This is a genomic window from Pseudomonas sp. SJZ079, assembly GCF_007993865.1.
In the GTDB taxonomy this organism is placed as follows: domain Bacteria; phylum Pseudomonadota; class Gammaproteobacteria; order Pseudomonadales; family Pseudomonadaceae; genus Aquipseudomonas.
The window spans coordinates 1-18,318 of record NZ_VIUH01000035.1; the positions used below are offsets into that span (position 1 = coordinate 1).

The 18,318-nt window shown below is 59.6% G+C and carries 19 protein-coding genes and 1 pseudogene; 16 read left to right on the top strand and 4 right to left on the bottom strand.

Features of this window, described 5'->3' with window-relative positions:
• Window positions 1-251: 251 nt before the first annotated feature.
• The 6 genes from FBY03_RS21180 to FBY03_RS21205 all read left to right on the top strand — a co-directional run bounded on the left by FBY03_RS21180 (window position 252) and on the right by FBY03_RS21205 (window position 6,141).
• The gene (locus FBY03_RS21180; RefSeq protein ID WP_147174330.1) at window positions 252-1,409 is read left to right on the top strand and encodes a PLP-dependent aspartate aminotransferase family protein; all 1,158 of its coding nucleotides are present in this window, start codon (window positions 252-254) and stop codon (window positions 1,407-1,409) included.
• Between the two features lie 214 nt (window positions 1,410-1,623).
• Window positions 1,624-2,259, top strand: coding sequence for a hypothetical protein (locus FBY03_RS21185; protein WP_147174331.1), 636 nt, complete (start codon window positions 1,624-1,626; stop codon window positions 2,257-2,259).
• Window positions 2,260-2,266: 7 nt separating this feature from the next.
• Entirely contained in the window at window positions 2,267-3,322 is a 1,056-nt protein-coding gene (locus tag FBY03_RS21190; protein WP_147174332.1) for a molybdopterin-guanine dinucleotide biosynthesis protein B, read from the top strand.
• A complete protein-coding gene (locus FBY03_RS21195) occupies window positions 3,319-4,977 on the top strand; it encodes an ABC transporter ATP-binding protein (RefSeq protein WP_147174333.1) in 1,659 nt (552 codons plus the stop codon). Before FBY03_RS21190 ends, FBY03_RS21195 begins: the two co-directional genes overlap by 4 nt.
• Window positions 4,964-5,740 (top strand): alpha/beta fold hydrolase, encoded by a 777-nt coding sequence (locus FBY03_RS21200; protein ID WP_147174334.1) that lies wholly within the window; start codon window positions 4,964-4,966, stop codon window positions 5,738-5,740. Before FBY03_RS21195 ends, FBY03_RS21200 begins: the two co-directional genes overlap by 14 nt.
• On the top strand, window positions 5,737-6,141 hold the full coding sequence (locus FBY03_RS21205; protein WP_147174335.1) for a hypothetical protein: 405 nt from the start codon (window positions 5,737-5,739) through the stop codon (window positions 6,139-6,141). The genes FBY03_RS21200 and FBY03_RS21205 overlap by 4 nt, the downstream gene beginning before the upstream one ends.
• Window positions 6,142-6,355: 214 nt before the next feature.
• Here the strand turns inward: FBY03_RS21205 and FBY03_RS21210 are convergent, their stop codons facing one another.
• The 4 genes from FBY03_RS21210 to FBY03_RS21225 all read right to left on the bottom strand — a co-directional run bounded on the left by FBY03_RS21210 (window position 6,356) and on the right by FBY03_RS21225 (window position 8,090).
• Window positions 6,356-6,952 (bottom strand): hypothetical protein, encoded by a 597-nt coding sequence (locus FBY03_RS21210; protein ID WP_256678015.1) that lies wholly within the window; start codon window positions 6,950-6,952, stop codon window positions 6,356-6,358.
• Window positions 6,953-7,142: 190 nt separating this feature from the next.
• Window positions 7,143-7,385, bottom strand: a complete 243-nt coding sequence (locus FBY03_RS21215) for a hypothetical protein (RefSeq protein WP_147174337.1) — start codon at window positions 7,383-7,385, stop codon at window positions 7,143-7,145.
• Window positions 7,386-7,409: 24 nt separating this feature from the next.
• Entirely contained in the window at window positions 7,410-7,616 is a 207-nt protein-coding gene (locus tag FBY03_RS21220) for a hypothetical protein (RefSeq protein ID WP_147174338.1), read from the bottom strand.
• Window positions 7,617-7,733: 117 nt separating this feature from the next.
• On the bottom strand, window positions 7,734-8,090 hold the full coding sequence (locus FBY03_RS21225; protein ID WP_147174339.1) for a hypothetical protein: 357 nt from the start codon (window positions 8,088-8,090) through the stop codon (window positions 7,734-7,736).
• Between the two features lie 215 nt (window positions 8,091-8,305).
• Here FBY03_RS21225 and FBY03_RS21230 point away from each other — a divergent pair, with 215 nt between their 5' ends.
• The 10 genes and pseudogenes from FBY03_RS21230 (at window position 8,306) to FBY03_RS21275 (ending at window position 17,659) form a co-directional block, all read left to right on the top strand.
• The gene (locus FBY03_RS21230) at window positions 8,306-8,593 is read left to right on the top strand and encodes a hypothetical protein (RefSeq protein ID WP_178090742.1); all 288 of its coding nucleotides are present in this window, start codon (window positions 8,306-8,308) and stop codon (window positions 8,591-8,593) included.
• Window positions 8,594-8,610: 17 nt separating this feature from the next.
• Window positions 8,611-10,302: a choline dehydrogenase gene (gene betA / locus FBY03_RS21235; protein ID WP_147174340.1), complete on the top strand. Its 1,692-nt coding sequence runs from the start codon at window positions 8,611-8,613 to the stop codon at window positions 10,300-10,302.
• Between the two features lie 28 nt (window positions 10,303-10,330).
• Window positions 10,331-11,134: an alpha/beta hydrolase gene (locus tag FBY03_RS21240; protein WP_147174341.1), complete on the top strand. Its 804-nt coding sequence runs from the start codon at window positions 10,331-10,333 to the stop codon at window positions 11,132-11,134.
• A pseudogene (locus FBY03_RS21245) lies at window positions 11,135-11,691 on the top strand (SDR family NAD(P)-dependent oxidoreductase).
• Window positions 11,692-12,012: 321 nt separating this feature from the next.
• Window positions 12,013-12,354 (top strand): ribonuclease E inhibitor RraB, encoded by a 342-nt coding sequence (locus FBY03_RS21250; RefSeq protein WP_147174342.1) that lies wholly within the window; start codon window positions 12,013-12,015, stop codon window positions 12,352-12,354.
• 140 nt (window positions 12,355-12,494) lie between these two features.
• Window positions 12,495-13,202, top strand: coding sequence for a type 1 glutamine amidotransferase (locus FBY03_RS21255; RefSeq protein WP_147174343.1), 708 nt, complete (start codon window positions 12,495-12,497; stop codon window positions 13,200-13,202).
• 475 nt (window positions 13,203-13,677) lie between these two features.
• Window positions 13,678-15,087, top strand: a complete 1,410-nt coding sequence (locus FBY03_RS21260) for a circularly permuted type 2 ATP-grasp protein (protein WP_147174344.1) — start codon at window positions 13,678-13,680, stop codon at window positions 15,085-15,087.
• Between the two features lie 11 nt (window positions 15,088-15,098).
• Window positions 15,099-16,049, top strand: a complete 951-nt coding sequence (locus FBY03_RS21265; protein ID WP_147174345.1) for an alpha-E domain-containing protein — start codon at window positions 15,099-15,101, stop codon at window positions 16,047-16,049.
• Window positions 16,046-16,843: a transglutaminase family protein gene (locus FBY03_RS21270; RefSeq protein ID WP_147174346.1), complete on the top strand. Its 798-nt coding sequence runs from the start codon at window positions 16,046-16,048 to the stop codon at window positions 16,841-16,843. The genes FBY03_RS21265 and FBY03_RS21270 overlap by 4 nt, the downstream gene beginning before the upstream one ends.
• A gap of 81 nt (window positions 16,844-16,924) precedes the next feature.
• Entirely contained in the window at window positions 16,925-17,659 is a 735-nt protein-coding gene (locus tag FBY03_RS21275) for a proteasome-type protease (RefSeq protein WP_147174347.1), read from the top strand.
• The last annotated feature ends 659 nt before the right edge of the window (window positions 17,660-18,318 follow it).

An 18,318-nucleotide genomic window follows, 5' to 3' on the forward strand; every position in this document is an offset into this window, starting at 1 on the left:
GCTCATTTGGAACAACCAAACCGCGCTCCTCGTGCCTTGCCTCGCGCAAAAACAAGCTACGGCGCGGCCGCGAATGAAACGGCAACAGACCCTAGAGCACGCAGTTGCTAAACCAACTCGGCGCCGCGGGTAAAACCCCGTAGGAGCCAGCTTGCTGGCGATCCAGCAACAGTCGCAGGCGATCGCCAGCAAGCTGGCTCCTGCACGCGGGTGGTATCAGCTGGCGATCTAATCACCTAAGGGAGTCCAACATGAGTGAATTCGAAACCCTGACCGTGCATGCCGGCTATGAACCGGACTGGACCGGTGCGGTGATGCCGCCGATCTACGCCACCTCGACCTTTCGTCAGCAATCGCCCGGGGTGCATGCCGGCTACGAGTACGGGCGCAGCCAGAACCCCACGCGCCAGGCCCTGGAGCGCGCCATCGCGGAACTCGAGGGTGGCAGCCAGGGCTATGCTTTTTCCTCCGGTCTGGCGGCCTGCGCCACGGTGCTGGATCTGCTGCCGGCGAACAGTCACATAGTCGCGGTGGATGACCTGTATGGCGGCACCTATCGCCTGTTCGAGCGGGTGCGCAAGCTCAGCGCCGGCCTGCAGGTCAGCTATGTGCCGGCCGACGCCGATGCTGCGACCCTGGCCGCCGCAGTCAAACCCGAAACCCGGATGATCTGGGTCGAGACGCCGACCAACCCCACCCTCAAGCTCTGTGACCTGGCCCAGGTCGGCCAGCTGGGGCGGGCGCGCGGCATCCTCACGGTGGCCGACAACACCTTCGCCTCACCCTACCTGCAACGGCCGCTGGAGCACGGCTTCGACATCGTCGTGCATTCGGCTACCAAGTACCTTAACGGCCACTCCGACGTGATCGCCGGGCTGGTGACGGTGGCCGACCGACCGGAGTTGGCCGAGCAGTTGGCGTTTCTGCATAACTCGGTGGGCAGCATTCTCGATCCGTTCTCCAGCTTCCTCTGCCTGCGCGGCATGCGCACCCTGGCGCTGCGCCTGCAACGGCATGTTGACAACGCCACCGAGCTGGCGGCCTGGCTGGAGCGCCAACCCCAGGTGGCGTCGGTGCTCTACCCCGGCCTGCCCAGTCACCCGCAGCACGACTTGGCAGCGCGACAGATGCGTGGCTTTGGCGGCCTGATCACTATCTACCTGGCCACCGACGCCGAAGGCACCCGGCGTTTTCTCGAGGCCACCCAGCTGTTCACCCTGGCCGAGAGCCTGGGCGGGGTGGAAAGCCTGATTAGCCAACCGGCCAGGATGACCCACGCCTCGATCCCCGCGGAACGCCGCGCGCAGATCGGCATCAGCGACAACCTGGTACGGCTCTCGGTAGGCATCGAACATGTCGACGATCTGCGCCGCGATCTACAGCAGGCGTTAACCTTAATCCAGGGTTAGCGGCGTACCGCGATAGGACTATTGGCCCCCGTATAGAGCAGCGCCACGCAAATAGACGGCCAGGCTCCAGGTCTTCGTTCGGGTGTTGACTTGACCGTTCCTCGGATACTGCTTGAACCCACTTGAATACAGCGAACGATGGGCCACGCTTACTGGACGTCCGGTAAGCCCGCCGGAGCATGCACCGTAAGTGATGAAACACTCGGAGCTGCTTATGTCAGTCGCAAAGCTGTTGCTTTCGATTCTAGGCTTATCCCTGATCACTCTCAGCGCTGAAGCTAGGCTGGAGGTCGGGACGGTGGCCTTCTATTCAGATGGCGCGGTGGAGAAGTTAGTCGCTTATCAGGAGGGTAGAGCGGTCTGGGAGGACACCCGCAAACGTCGTTACATCTATGGAACCAACCCCCTCCTACCTGCAATTATCCGTGAAGACCGTCTGCGCCCCGCGAAGAGCTACTCAGCCAGGATCGATGCTTCCAATCCTGAGCGCTTGCTCGGAACCGCGGCCGGAACCTCCCAGCGCTTCGTCTTGATCCGCACCTATCGTAATGGTCGCAGCATTCGGCGGCAGTGGCGCTGCGAGTCGCTTGGCCGGAGCACGATGCCGCTGCAGTCTGAAGTCCTCGACGTGGATCGGTATGCCTGCACACGCCTCTCCTATACCAAAAGAAAGCGCGTTGTAGTTCGAGAACAGCGAACGATCAGTTATTCGCCCGCTCTGCAGTTGAGCGTTTCGTTTGAGCGCAAGACCAAGAACTCAACCTCCAGCCGCGCATTGAAGCAGCTCCTAGCGCCCGAGCAAGTTAGCGCCACAAGGATCAGGCATATCCACCGCCAACTGGCGAAGTGAGTAGCCCATGAGCGATTCTTCCGCATCTCTGCTGAGTCGCCTGCACAAGGCCAAACAAAGTTATGTGACCCGCCACCTGCCGTTATCCGCATGCCACGCACTGGTGCCCATGCAGGGGGCAAACTTAGGCGATCTGCTGCTTGCCCGCGTGAAACGCATCAGGCAGCACGCCCGAATCGAGTTGCTCGATGGGCGTCGCGCCAACTTGTTTGTCGGTGACGAGTTGATTCTGGTTGCCGGCAATCGCTATGCCACGGATCAGTTCGAGGCCACGCTGCCCGCGGGAAACGCTGCTCATCTGGTGGCAGGCGGGGGCATAGCCGCCCAGGTCGTCAGCCGCCATGTGCAGATCAAGCCGGCCACCGAAATCGAGATTATCGGCATGCTTGCCGACCAACATCGACAGGTATTGAACCTCAGTCGTTTTACCTCACTCGGCGCAGCGCCCAGTGAGACCAAGCGGGGCGCTATGCGCACCCTGCTGGTCGTGGGAACGGGTATGAACAGCGGCAAGACCACCCTGGCGAGTGCCCTGATTTCAACGCTCAGTCGTCAGGCCTGTCGAGTCGTCGCGGCAAAGCTGACTGGAACCGGCTCAGGGCCGGATGTCTGGCGGTTTCGCGATGCCGGCGCGATTGCCGCATTGGACTTTACCGATGCCGGGCTGCCGGGCACCTGGCAGCAACCGACGGAGTTGTTGATTAGGATTACCAAACAGATTGTACAGGCGGCCTGCGAGCACGAAGCGGGCTACCTGGTCCTTGAGCTCGCTGATGGAATTCTGCAGCAAGAGACCTATGCGCTGTTGGCGGATCGCGAGTTTCAATCGCTTTGCGATGCCTGCTTTGTCGCTGCCGACTGTGCGCCGGGTGCGCTGCTGCTGGTGCAGCAGCTGTCGTCGTGGAAACTGCCAGTGCTGGCGATCAGCGGGACACTGACCCAGGCGCCCCTGTTGATGGAGGAGGTCTGCGCTCGCACGGGGCTGCCCTGCCTGACGATGGATCAGATCTTCGATATCGGCACGATAAATGTCGCCCTTGGAGAACTGAGCCCTATTCGATGAGGAAATTGGCCGGAATTATCGATGATCAACGTTGGCGGGGTCTCATCGGGCTGGGCCTGATCGGTCTTGTTCAATCGCTGTCGCTATTGTTTTTCATCGTGCAGATTCGCAATCGGATCATGACCCAGCAAGGGCAGCTGATCCAGGTCTTGCTGCTGCTCGCCCCGCTGGTGCTGGTACTGGCGTACGGGCGATATTTAGAGCGTACGGTGGCAGAAAGGGTGGCGCAGAGCTACATACACCAGGTGCGTAATCAGGTCTTCGGCCACTTCCTCCGTTTGCCCACTAAGGACGCCTTGCGGATTGGCCGCGGTAGCCTGTTGATGCGCTTGACCGGCGACCTCTTAGCCCTGCGCAATTGGCTCGTACTGGGCGTCGCGCCGGTCATGGTGCTGAGCATTTGGTTAGCCGTTGCATTGATTACCCTATGGGTCATCGACCCGCTGCTGGTTGCCGTGCTGACTGTGCTCAGTGTCCTCGCGCTCCCGGTGTATTGGCTCGGCGGTCGATACCTGTATCGCGCCAGCAGCAATACCCGCAAGCACCGCTCCCGTTTGATGAACTACGTGAATCAGCGTATTGCTTCCGTGGCGCTGATCCAGTCGATGAATCAAACGGGCCGTGAGGAGCGCAACTTCCACCGGTTGAGCAACGAGATGCTCCGCTGGCAACTCAAGCGTGCGCGCGGGGGAGGGTTGCTGCGTGCCAGTACCGAGTTCATCAGCCTGATTCTGCTCGGGCTGCTCATCTTGGTTGGCCATTATCGAGTGCTGGCTAATCAGCTTTCCGCGGATCAGTTCGTCCTGGTGATCGTCGTGGCGCTGTACCTGTTGCCGCAGTTACGCCGACTGGGACGTATCTACGAGTACTGGACGCAGTACCAACTGGCTCGCTCCAAGCTGGAACGCTTCCTGAGGCGAGCAACGGTAGCGGCGGGCGGCAAAAGGCTCAAATTGCCTACGGGTGCTCCGGTTTCAGTCGCGCTGTGCGTTACCTCAGGGCGCGCAGCTAAACTGGAACTGGATGCCCCAGCGGGTGCACGGGTCATCTTGTCGGGAGCGTCGGGCTCCGGCAAGAGTCGCTTGTTACGTGCTCTGGCAGGGATAGAGCCCATGTCTGACCTGCGCTGCATGATCGAAGCGATACAGCTCGAGGACCTGGCAACAAACGAGCGGCAGCGCCGGATTGTGCTGGTCAACGAACCGTCACTCTGGCAAACAACCATCAGGGCCAACCTGACCTATGGCATGCGTCGGGGTGGCCCGGAAGATATCGACAAGGCCATCAGCCTCTGTGGTCTGCGGGCGCTGGTCGAAGGTTTACCCAAGGGCTTGGACAGCCAGCTGGGCAGCAGGGGCGTCAACTTATCCAGCGTAGAAGAACTGCGCTTGATGCTCGCACGTGCACTCTTGAGGCGGCCATCGTTGCTGCTGATAGACCATCCCGCGTTGTCGAATCATGTCGAAGTCGATGAGCTGCTTAGCGGGCTCAGCGATTATTTCCCCGGCACTATTATCGTGACCCGCATAACCGACAATTATCCCAGTTGGGCGACCACCTGCTGGGTGTTACCACAGCCAATATTTGACAGTCAGAGCGAGACCTCAGTGGGGCATCGGACACAACGTCATGAGGTTAACTATGGCCAAGGTTGAGTGTTATCGCACGCGTGAACTGTCCGCGTGGTTCTATGAACCTCCCGCTCTCGTGGAGCCACAGAAGTTATTGGTCTGTATCCATGGCATCTCGAGAAACGCCAAGCAACAGCAAGAAGCTTTCAGCTCTACTGCCGACAGACTGGGTGTCCGCCTGCTCGCACCGGAGTTCAGCGAAGAGCGATTTCCCGGGTATCAGCGCCTGGACAATGCCCAGGGTTATACCCGTGCTGATCTTGCGCTGAATCGTATGCTGATCAGCCTCGCCGGCGATCTGCGTGAACAGGGCTGGACTCTGGATATGTTCGGTTATTCCGGAGGCGCCCAATTCTGTCACCGTTATGCGCTGTGCTATCCCGCTCGCGTGAGTAGTCTCGTGCTCGCGGGTGCCGGCTGGTACACCTTCCCGGAGCGTTCGGTGAAATATCCGCGAGGGCTTGCAAACTGGCCTTCGATGCTACCGGGCCCGGCGCCCGTCAGGGTGATGAGCAAGATTCCCACGCTGGTATTAGTCGGTGATCACGATACCGAGCGCGATGCCAGTTTGCGCAAGGGCGAGCGCATCGATGAGCAGCAGGGGCTGCACCGCCTGGCGCGCGCGCACAACTGGGTTGAGCGGTGGCGAGCGCTTGGCCATGCAACCAATCTGTACCTGCACGAGTTAAAAGGGGGCACGCATGACTTTGCCTTGTGCGTTACCCAGACCGATATGGTCGAGCGAACTTTTCGCTTTCTAGCGCGGGGAAGGGAGTTGCCATCATGAGAAAATTACTTACGCTGCTTGCAGTTGCAGTCGTATTGTCAGGCTGCACGGGCCTCACTTCCCGCAGTATTGACGATCCACTGTTGCTCAATACTCAGGAGGTGACCACGGCGTTTTCAGGTCACACAGTCCGCTCTTACAATTTCGGGCGAAAAATCAACACCCTGACCTACTACGATGCCAATGGAAGTGTGCTGCAGGAACGCTTTTGGGAAGTCAGGCGAGGGCGTTGGCATGTGATGCCCGATGGGCAGATTTGCCTTGTTTTCGATCAACCGACTTGCCGCTTCGTGGGGCGGGCGAGAGGCAACCTCTACAAATATCGGCGCAATGCGCAAGGGCAGTTGAAGGCCATCATACGCTACGCAGATTTCACCGCGGGCAATGTAATTACACCCTGATCGAGTTGGGTGGTATTTAGAGGCTGTAACAGGGCTCGCCTTGAAGACCGCCGTGGGCCAGCCGGAACGCTTGGCCCCCGTTGCGCGAACTGCAGAGTGGCCAGGGCGATAGCCCCCAACACAGGCCGGATATACGAATGCAACCGCACTGACGACAGGGCAGAAAAAGCATTACTCACCGCTTGCGGGGAGAGTCCATGTACCAGTTGTTAGCTTACGTGAACACATTATTAATTTCGACTTTAAGTAATTCTTTGGCGCCATTTCCAATGAGTGCGCCGTGTGCAGCAATGATGGCGTCAAAGTCGAGAGTTAAAAGGATTTCAAAATCTTTTTTAAGCGTCTTACCCTTTGGGGTTACGCGTTTCAACCAAGGGCCACCAATATTTAGGCCTGTTTTGAAGCCTAATAACTTAAAGGCAAATTTCGTAAGCCACGAAAAATAACTCCAGTCAGAATGATATTGGATGCTGTCAGTGGTTATTAATAGCTTGTGTTCTTTAATGAGGAGTGCTGCTTCTGGATAAGTGGCAGACTCGAAAATGAAAAATTCAGAATTCTCGATGGGGCCAGTAGTGTTTGGGTTGATGTCTCTTGTTGGGCTTGGCGATTTGTATGTTTCCTGACCTTTTTGAGCCCAAAGCTCACATTTATACCTATTCAGGTAAAACTCATCGTCAAGGCCATGAAAGTCGCCAAGCCTAATTATTTTGCTCACCTTTCCAAGTAAATCCAAAGCAGCAAGACCTTCCTCGTTCATGCGAACAGGATTGATTAATGTGATTTCTGAACCGCTTTGTAGAATGACCATATTTCTGTTCATTCTCATCCCTGGCCCCATCTTAATACTGCCATGCAGCAGAAACACTCCGGGGTATAGGCTTTGTATTTGGTCGTGTGGGTATGCTGGCGGATACATTACTCTTCCTTAAGTAAGCTAACGATTAAGCTAACAGGCGAGCAAAAGCGCAGCTTTTGCGAGTCCAGTGAGTTGTTATGTTTCATTTACGCTTGCCTGCCCAAACATTAAGAGCGTTTTTAATGTATTGACTGGGTTCAGGCATTGGGTGGCTTTTTCCAGGCTTGGTGTCTCGTTCATGCTTACGGAAATTTCGCTCGATTCTCTCCCAGTCTTTTGGGTGCAATTCTTTGAGCTTCTCAACGAATTCATCAGGCGAGAAATTTTCTCCTAAAGCGACAACTGTAGCTGCAATTTTTTCGTCTTTTTTGGTTGTGACTGTCATGGGAATTCCTTGGCAGTTGTCGGCCTATTCTTCTGTGCGAAATAATAGTGAGCCATCTAGTTTTCTGGCTTCATTGCTTTCATACACGCCAATGCATTTACATGGGATTTCTGTCGTATAGACTTCATCGCCATCTACGCGTAGCGCGATCTTTCCAGACATGCTGTAAAGGAATTCACCATCAAATGTTCCGATATGACTTCCCTTGGCATCATATGCTTGCTTATGCACAGAACTCTCCTAATGAAACATAACTATAATTATGCGGCATGCCTACATATGACCACTGTTCCCATATCTGGTAACGGTGTCCACATGTAGGCATCGCGTATCCATATCTGACCATCATCATTTGATGATCCGCTCGCTGAGGCCCAGCTTTATTGCATCGCCCTGTCGCATCAGCCACAGCTGTCGGTCAGGCTGCCATCTGGCCCCCGGACTTTGCACCAGCCGTTGCAGGTCGGTTTCGTGTCGGAGTATGCGCAAGGCAACGGTTTGGCGGTTCTGATAAAGGCGTTGGGCCGTGCGGTTGATACCTTTTACCGGCGCGGGCTTGCGTTCGATGATTAGTTCGACGGTGGTGTAGCTGAGTTGACGTTCGGGATCGAGGCGGTAACGCACGGCGATCAGGTCGTCGCCGTAGATTTCGACAAGGCGCCTGGTGCCGTTCATGCCGGGTTTGAGGGTTTTGACCACGTCCATGTCGGTTCGCCTTGGATAAGGATGCTGGCAGTCTGCCCGAAGCTGTATGCAGGGCTCAAGCCTGACGTTGTGTCGTCTGACCCGCGCGCTGGACCTCCGTGAGTATCACTGCATGCGCTGAGCGGAGAGCTGCAGCTGACAGATTTGCCTATGCATTGCACCGGTGCTGAGAGGTGTTGGCTCACAACCAAGGCTAAGCTTGGGGCGAGCTGAACGTGGACCTGGGCGGCGAGCAGGACTTCACCTATCAGATCTGGCCGCGTCGGGGTGCGATGCCGGCATTCGCCCTGCGCGCGACCGGTGCGGGCCCGCACTATTACCGCCAGGAAGTGCACATCGGTGAGGGCGGTCAAGGCTACGACCTGGCCGGCTACACTCAGGAACAGGTGATCGGCGAGATTCTCGATCAATACGAGCGCCATATGTTCTTCTTGCACACCCAGCGGGAGATGTCTGGCCGCGAGACCAGGATGCCCGACGATTCCGCCACCGCCGGACGCTGAGGCGAAGGAGCCATGCCATGAACGAGCAAGTCTTCGATCAGGGTTTCGATTACGTCATCGTCGGTTCCGGTTCGGCCGGCTCGGTGCTGGCGGACCGCTTGAGCGCCGATGGCACGCACCAGGTCCTGGTGCTGGAGTTCGGCGGCAAGGACAACTCGATCTTCATTCAGATGCCCACGGCTTTTTCCATCCCGCTGAATAAACCGCGTTTCGACTGGGAGCTGTACACCGAGGCGGAACCGGGCCTCAAGGGGCGCAAGATTCACCAGGCGCGCGGCAAGGTGATCGGCGGCTCTTCCTCGATCAATGGCATGGCCTACGTACGCGGCTGCGCCGGGGATTACGAGGAATGGGTGGAGTTGGGCGCCGAAGGCTGGGGTTACGCCGACGTCTTGCCTTACTTCAAACGCGCCGAAGACTGCCTGTACGGTGCCGATCAGTACCGCTCCAGCGGCGGGCCGGTGGGGGTGTGCAACGGCAACAATATGAAGAATCCGCTGTATCGCGCCTTCATCGAGGCAGGTCGCCAGGCAGGCTATGGCCAGACCGACGATTACAACGGCTATCGCCAGGAAGGCTTCTGCCGGATGGACATGAGCGTGCGTAACGGGGTGCGCAGCTCCACCGCCAATGCCTACCTGAAACCGGCGTTGAGCCGGGTCAATCTGCACCTGCAGATGCACGCCCTGACCACTCGGGTATTGTTGGAAGGCAAGCGCGCGGTCGGGGTCGAGTACCGCCAGCAGGGCAAGACGTTTCGGGTGCAGGCGCGGCGCGAGGTGATCCTCTGCGCCAGTGCCTTCAATTCGCCGAAGCTGCTGATGCTGTCCGGCATTGGTCCAGCGGAACAGCTGCACAAGCATGGCATCGAGGTGGTTCACGATCTGCCTGGCGTTGGCGAGAACCTGCACGACCATCTGGAGGTCTGGGTTCAGCAAGCCTGTACCCAGAAGATTACCCTCAATGGTTGGCTCAACCCGTTTGGCCAGTTGCTGATCGGTGCCCGTTGGTTCTTCTTCAAGAGTGGCCTGGGGGCGAGCAACCAGTTCGAGTCCAATGGCTATATCCGCAGTCGGGCCGGTCTCAAGTATCCGGACTTGCAATACCACTTCCTCGCCGGGGCCATCGCCTACGACGGTTCCAGCGCCGCCGAAGGCCACGGTTTTCAGGTGCATCTGGGCGCCAACAAGCCGAAGAGCCGGGGTTACGTGCGGCTGAAGTCCAGCGATCCGGCTGCCGCGCCGGAGATATTCCTCAATTACCTGGCTGAAGAGGAAGACAAGCAGGCGTTCCGCGCGGGCTTGCGCCTGACCCGGGAGATATTCGCGCAACCTGCGTTCAAGCCTTTCCTCGGCGAGGAGCTTTCGCCGGGCAAGCAGGTGCAGAGCGACGAGGAGATTGACGACTGGCTGGCCCGGAGCGCCGAAACGGCCTATCACCCCTGCGGTTCCTGCCGCATGGGCACCGACCCGATGGCGGTGGTCGATCCCCAGTGCCGCGTCCACGGCATTGAAAACCTGCGGGTGGTGGACTCATCCATCATGCCCACTGTCACCAACGGCAATCTCAATGCGCCGACCATCATGATCGGCGAGAAGGGCGCGGATCACATCCTCGGCAGAGCGCTGCTGAAGCCGTCGGACGCGCCGGTGTTCGTTGTTCCAGGCTGGCAGGAGAATCAGCGCGAACGAGGGCCGCTTGGCGGTTAGAGCGCGTTGCCGGACGGGCTAGCGTCGCGTGGTTCTGACCCGGGAAAAACCTACGGGTGGCTTCACAGCCTGGTGCGTCCACCGATGCCGATTGCCGTGTACTGGCGTCAACCGTACGGCAGGTACAATCGGCGGCCGGCCTTGCGAGTGGCATCGCCCGCCACAGAGCAGTGGTAGCGTGCTGCTCTACCTGCACGGCGGCGCCTACCTGATCGGCGGGCCGCACACCCACCGGGCGATTTGCGCCAACCTGGCCAAACATGGGCAGCTTGAGGTCTGCGCCCTGGATTACCGCCTGGCCCCGGAGTTTGTTTATCCGGCTGCTCGCGACGATGCGCTGGCGGCCTACTGCGCGTTGCTCGACCTTGGCTATACGCCGGCGCAGGTTGTCATCGGTGGCGATTCCGCCGGAGGCAATTTGAGCCTGGTCACCAGTCTGCGCCTGCGCGAACTGGGCATGCCTCAACCGGCCGCACTGGTGTGTTTGTCACCGGTTACCGACTTCACCTTCGCCCAGCTGCATCAACCGCCAGCCGGCGATCCGCTGCTCCATCGGCAATGGATCGAGCAGGCGGTGGCGCTGTATTGCCCGCAGGATGTGCCGCGTCACGACCCGGGTCTGTCGCCGCTGTTGAGCCAGGTGGATGAGGACGAGCTCTTGCTCAACGACAGCCTGCGCTTCGCCGAAAAGGCCAAGGCGGCCGGCGTGGTGGTGCGTCTGGAACGCTATCCGCAGCTATGGCATCTGTTCCAGGCTCATGCCGGCCTGCTCAAGGCGGCGGATTTCGCCCTCGGTCGGGTGGTGAGTTTCCTGCGCGAGCCAGGCTGCTGAATGGACAACCCCCTGATCACCGGCGCCGCCTCGGGGATCGGCGCGGCGACTGCGCGGTTGTTTCATGCGCGCGGTTGGCAGGTGGGCCTGCTCGATAGCGATCACAGTGGCGTGATGGCGCCGGCGGCCGAGCTGGAGGGCGCCCGGCATGCCCCGCTGGATGTGGTGGATGCAACTGCTGTGAAAGCGGCCTTGGCGGAGTTCTGCACGCTGCATGGCGGCCAATGGCGTTTGCCGTAATTGTGCGGGGCTACTGCGCTGTGATTATTTCGAGGCACTCGATCTGGAGTGGACCAAGCACGGCATTAGCGTCGGCGACTTGATGCCGCCGTTCGTTAACACGCCGATGCTGGCCAACCAGTGTTTCGTGGCCCCGGTCATGCAACGTCTGGGCGTTAAGCTCAAGGCCGAAGACATAGCCGCGGCTGTCTGGCAGCAGGCGCAGGGCGCGAAGGTGCATCGTCCAGTCAGTGTGGCGTTCAAATTGATGTGCTGGTCCGGGCGGCTTTCCCCGGTTTGGATCTCCCCTGATCATGCGCTGGCTTAGTCGGGCGTAGGGCATAGGTGGCTTTTTGCCCTGGGTTTTTGGGTGAAAAGCGTGCTGCCAGCCTGGCTGATGAACAGCGGTTTTTTCACCAGCTGTCTTGAAAGTCGACAAATCGGCCGAGGACGCACTACTCTGCAATAGACGGCTCTGAGTTTTTCGCACTGAATGGCTCAACGTCGACCAGTCCTGGCTTCAGGTCTGGCTTATGACACATCAAGCAGCCCTTGCTTGATTCTCGGGCGACATCGCTTTAGGTGTCGCGACACCGCGCAGTTCTGGCGGTTGCAATGGAAAATCGGTTAATTCATCCATCGCCTGAGGAGATTACTTCATGAGCACAGCCATACATGATGATGTCAGCAGCGGTGTGTTACGGCGGATGAAGGAGGGTGGCTTCGACTTCGCCAGCTTTCATCCAATCGAGTTCTACGCCATTTTCCCGGATGAGGAGCGGGCTCGCCTGGCGGCCGGTAATTTTCGTGGTGAATCCTTGAATGCCCAGGTCAGTGCTCGCGACGACGGCGTCTGGCATCTGCAAGTCAGCAAAGTGATGTTTGCCACTCACGTCGGCATTGGTGACTTCGAGCAGGACATGGGCTCGGTAGTGATCCCTCTCGGGGGCAAGTTGGATGGTTGGGGCGTGACACAGGAGGTCAAAAGCCTGCGACCTTGAACGTCATAAGCTATCGGCAATAGCCACCGGTTGGCCCAGGGCCGGCCGGTGTGCACCTCCCTCGCTCGCTCACTCGATCTGCTGTACCGGACTCGACCCTAGCCACCGCTTTGCCTCAAACTGGGCGGCGGAGGCTGTTCATGACCGATATCCTGATTCTGACTCATACCGATTACTGCACACCGGGCCACTTGGGCAGGGTACTGGATGAAGCGCAATGCGCCTTCAGCGTCCTGCGCGTTGACCTGGGCGAACTGGACGGCGTTGACCTGGATCGACCGAAAGCCGTGGCGATCATGGGCGGGCCGATGAGCGTCAACGATGCCTTGCCGTGGCTGAACACGGAAATTGCCGCGTTGAAGCATTTCATCCAGCGCGATATTCCAATGATCGGCCACTGCCTGGGCGGGCAGTTGCTGGCCAGGGCACTCGGCGCCGAGATCAGCCGCATGGCCTATACCGAAAGTGGCTGGCAGCCCGTTCAGCAGACGGCTGCGGCTGCCTCCAGCCCATGGATGGCGCATCTGCCGGCGGAGTTTCCGATCTTTCAATGGCACGGCGATACTTTCGCCCTGCCCGTGGGGGCGCAGCGTCTGCTGACCAACTCATGGTGCGAGAACCAGGCGTTTGCCTGGGGCGAGACGATTCTCGCGGTGCAAGGCCATCCAGAGATGGACGAGGAGCTGGTGCGTCTGTGGCTCAATGACTGGTCACATTTGCTCGACGACAGCCAGCCCAGCCAGCAGAGCAAGGCGCAGATGCTGGAAGGCCTGCCAATCAAAGCGGCTGCCCTCAATCAGGTGGCTGAAGGCTTCTACCGGCATTGGTTGAAACTGGCGTTCGCCTGAGCGAATCGGCCAGAGCGGGGCTATTCTGCCGCCCACTGCAGGCTGCCGGTGTCTGCGCTAAAGGGTGATGCGACCGTGGCCAACCCTTGCTGCGGCGCCGGGGGCGATGAGCCGATACTCGGGAGCCATCAGGAGGCGGCAGCATGTTGCAACCGGCGCAACCCGGGCGGGTGATCCACACTCCGGGCTTGGTCAGGCGTATCGAACTGCGGGCTAAGCGCAGCGAGTACTGCCGATCGACCGCGCCGTACCCGCCTGGTGGTCGTTGCGCTGGGGGTAAATCAGATCCCGCATGAGCGTTGCCAATCGAATGCTGCCGTGTAATGGCGCGCGTCGCTTCGGTGGAGGCATGGCATTGCCCAGTATCAGTGCGTCATGTCTTCTTAACTTATTTAGGATGTTGATTTGTAAGGAATAATATCTCTGGCGCGGGCTTTGCAATGCATGGGTACATCCGGGTGACAAGGAGTACGGCATGGCCCGCACCTTTTATGACGAGATGTACCAGGCGAGTGGCGATTGCCGCCCGCACTATCGCGAATTCGCCCGCTGGTTGCTGGATACGCCGGCGGATTTGCTGGCTCAGCGTCGCCGTGAGGCCGACCTGTTGTTTCATCGCGCGGGTATCACCTTCACCCTCTATGGCGACGATCAGGGCACCGAGCGGCTGATTCCTTTCGACATCATTCCGCGCAGCATCCCGGCCAGTGAATGGCGCGTAGTCGAACGCGGTTGCATCCAGCGGGTGCAGGCGCTGAACATGTTCCTCACCGACCTCTACCATGACCAGCGCATCATCAAGGCCGGGATCATTCCCGCCGAGCAGGTGCTGGCCAACGAGGGCTATCAACTGGCCATGCAGGGCCTCGATCTGCACTGCAATCGGTATGCGCATATCGCCGGTGTCGACCTGGTGCGCGACGGCGATGGCAGTTACTACGTGCTGGAGGACAACTTGCGTACGCCGAGCGGCGTCAGCTACATGCTCGAAGACCGCAAGATGATGATGCGGCTGTTCCCCGAGCTGTTCGCTGCGCAGCGTGTCGCGCCTATCGATCACTACCCGAATCTGCTGCTCGATACCCTGAAGACCTCCAGCCCGCTGGATAACCCCAATGTCGTGGTGCTGACGCCGGGGCGCTTCAATAGCGCCTATTTCGAGCATGCCTTCCTGGCGCGCGAGATGGGTGTGGAGTTGGTCGAGGGCGCAGACCTGTTCGTTCGCGACGACAGGCTGTACATGCGCACCACGGCGGGAGCCAAGCAGGTGGATGTGATCTACCGGCGTTTGGACGATGACTTCCTCGACCCGCTGGCCTTCAATCCGGACTCCATGCTCGGTGTGCCGGGGCTGCTCTCGACCTATCGCTCCGGCAACCTGGTACTGGCCAACGCCATCGGCACCGGTGTGGCGGACGACAAGTCGATCTACCCCTATGTCGGCGAGATGATCCGTTTCTACCTGGATGAAGAACCGATCCTCAAGAACGTGCCGACCTGGCAGTGTCGCAAGCCGGCCGAATTGTCCCATGTGCTGGCCAATCTGGCCGAGCTGGTGGTCAAGGAAACCCAGGGCTCCGGTGGCTACGGCATGTTGGTCGGGCCGGCGGCGAGCGCGGCGGAGATCGAAACCTTCCGTGCCCGTCTGATCGCCAGGCCGGAGGCCTACATCGCCCAGCCGACCCTGTGTCTGTCGACCTGCCCGACCTTTGTCGAGAACGGCATCGCGCCGCGGCATATCGACCTGCGCCCGTACGTCCTGTCCGGCCGGGAAGTACGTCTGGTACCGGGTGGTCTGACCCGTGTCGCGCTGCGCGAAGGTTCGCTGGTGGTTAATTCGTCGCAAGGTGGCGGGACCAAGGACACCTGGGTCGTCGAGGATTAAGGAGTCGCATCATGCTCAGTAGAACTGCCTCTGACCTGTACTGGATGTCGCGCTATCTGGAGCGTGCCGAGAACCTCGCACGGATGCTCGACGTCAGCTATTTGCTCTCGCTGATGCCGCAGGATGGTCGTGGCGATGGACTGGAAGAACTGGCCTTGCCGCTGGTGATTACCGGCACCCTGGATGAGTACCTGGAACGCCACGGCCCGCTGCACGCCGAACGCATGTTGCATTTCTTTGCCTTGGACGCAGAGAACCCGGCGAGCATCTACTGCTGCCTGGGCGCGGCGCGCAGCAACGCCCACGCGGTGCGCGGGCGAATCACCGCGGACATGTGGGAGAACATCAACGCGACCTGGCTGGAGATTCGCGGTATTGCCGAACAGGGTCTGGGGCGCTACGGCATCAGCCGTTTCTGCGAGTGGGTCAAGGAACGCTCGCACCTGTTCCGCGGTGCCACCTTCGGCACCATCATGCGCGGTGATCCCTACCGCTTCATTCGCCTCGGCACCTTTATCGAACGTGCCGACAACACCTTGCGTCTGCTCGATGCGCGTTACGAAATGCTCGGCGAGGACATCGACGAAATCGATGGTCGCCCGGCGCGTAGCTACTACCAGTGGACCGCGCTATTACGCGCACTGTCCTCGTTCGAGGCCTTCGCCGAGATTTACCGCGGCTCGCCGGGTACGCGCAAGGTCTCCGAGTTATTGCTGCTGCGTCCCGACGTGCCGCGTTCGCTGCGCGCCTGCATGGATGAACTCAACCTGATGCTCGCCAGTTTGCCGGGCGACAACGGTCGTCGGGCGCAACGCCTGTCGGCGGAGCTGGAAGCGCGCTTGCGCTACACCAGCATCAACGAAGTTCTGGATGAGGGGCTGCACGCCTGGCTCACCGATTTCATCCTGCTGGTACGCCAGTTGGGCCAATCCATTCAAAGTTCCTACCTGGAGGTCGAATGAGACTGTCCATTAGCCACGCCACTACCTATCACTATGAAGATCAGGTGCGTACCAGTATCCAGTACCTGCGCATGACTCCGCATGACAGTGAGCGCCAGCAGGTGCTCAGCTGGGAGCTCAAGTTGCCGCGGCCGGTGCGTGCGCAACTCGACCCCTACGGCAATATCCTGCATGTGCTGACCCTGGAAGAACCGCATGACTCGATCATTATCGGCGCCCAGGGGCAGGTGGTCATCGATGAACTGCGCGAGGCCGAGCACGAGGCGCCATCGGCCTTGCCGTTTCTGCGCTTCACCCGCCTGACCGCGGCGGATCAGGCGCTGCGTGAGTTCGCCAGTCAGCATTGCAGGACTCGCCGTGATCGCACCGGCTTGATCGACCTGATGGGCGCCTTGCATGCGCACATAAGCTACCAACCCGGCACCACCGAAGTCGAAACCAGCGCCGCCGAGGCCTTCGCCGGGCGTCAGGGGGTGTGCCAGGATCACGCCCATGCATTTCTTGCCTGCGTCCGCAGCCTGGGGATTCCGGCGCGTTATGTGTCGGGCTATCTGTACACCGACAGCAGCGAGCACCTGGCCAGTCATGCCTGGGCCGAAGCCTGGCTGGACGGCGCCTGGTACAGCTTCGATGTGACCAACTGCCTGGCGAAGCCCGAGCGGCACTTGAAGCTGGCCGTCGGTCTGGACTACCTGGATGCGTGCCCGGTGCGGGGCATGCGTCGGGGCGGTGGCAGCGAACAGATGCATGCACATGTGGAAGTTTCACCCCTGCTGCAGGTCCAGCAACAGTAAGATTGTCTCGGCAAGCCACTCAATCGCGCCCGGTGCAGCTGCTAAGTTGCACCGGGCGCCTGTGTTCGTTACAGGTGAAGCATGACCTACTGCGTTGCCATGAGCCTGGCCGAAGGGCTGGTGTTCGTTTCTGACTCTCGCACCAACGCGGGGGTCGATCACATCGCGACCTTTCGCAAGCTGCATGTGTTCGGGGTACCGGGTGAGCGTTTGATTGTGCTGCAAAGCGCCGGCAATCTGGCTACCTCGCAGTCGGTGATCGGCCTGCTACGGCAACGGCTGAACGGTGATGGCGAGCATCTGTACACAGTGTCGAACCTATTCGCTGCCGCCACGCTAGTGGGCGATACCGTCCGCGAGGTGCTCTCGCGTGACGGCGGTGCGACCCTGACCCAGGGCGTCGACCTGGGCTGCTCCTTTCTCCTCGGCGGGCAGATCCGCGGCGAAGCACCGGCGATTTACAACCTCTATCCGCAGGGCAACTTCATCGTCGCCAGCGAGGACACGCCGTACTTCCAGATCGGTGAAAGCAAATACGGCAAGCCGATCCTCGATCGCGCTCTGAGCTACCGGATGGACTTGCAGCAGGCGTTGCGGTGCGCGTTGATTTCCTTCGACTCGACCATCCGCAGCAACCTCTCGGTAGGCATGCCGCTGGACTTGCTGGCGTACAAGGCCGATAGCCTGGAGGTGCCGACGGGCTATCGGGTCAACGACGGCGATGCCTATTTCGAGGGGATCCGCCAGCAATGGTGTGGTGGCCTGCGTGACTTGCTGGGTCGGCTGCCGGCACCGCCTGGCGAATATTGGCGCTAGTTCGTTGCGCGCCAGTGGTTGCAAAACCCTGCGTTCCGGTATGCGGCGTTGAACCCAGTATTCAGAAAAGCGCAGCGTTGCACGCGCGTCAGCGCGTCGCCTAAGGGGCGCGAAGCGAATCGAATGCCCAGGTACAACGGGTAAAGCCGCGTTGTGGCCTGAATTGGCCTAACCTCAGCACCGCTCGCTGGTTTTTTCAGCGGCCTGCTGATCGTCGCGAAAGGCGACCCGCGCTACGTGGGTACGCAGCGCCAAGGACGCCGAGTGCTCAGCTGACCAGACGGGTCAGGTTGGGAAGGATAAGAATCACCGTGGTGGCAAATACGATCAGGCTCGCTTGCCGGATTTTTGGCTGATTAAACATGGCCATCTGCCTTTTGTTCTTGTTGGTGTGGCGTCGGTTGCCCGCTCTAACGTCCTGTCGGGCTGCAGCGTCACGCCTGGGCGTGTACTGAAACCGCTCCGGCAAAACCCGGCAGCGGCATTTCTACTGCATGCTTACTGCAATGCAGTCTTAGTAACTCTAGGGCTCAGATCACAAATCCTTTAGATGACTTGGTTGCTAGCCCGTCGCGTCTTGGAACGATGAGTTATGCCCAACTCAGCTGCTGCTCAGCAAAAGGCTCAAGCAACCCTTGAGCCAGACGCTGCTGTGCAGC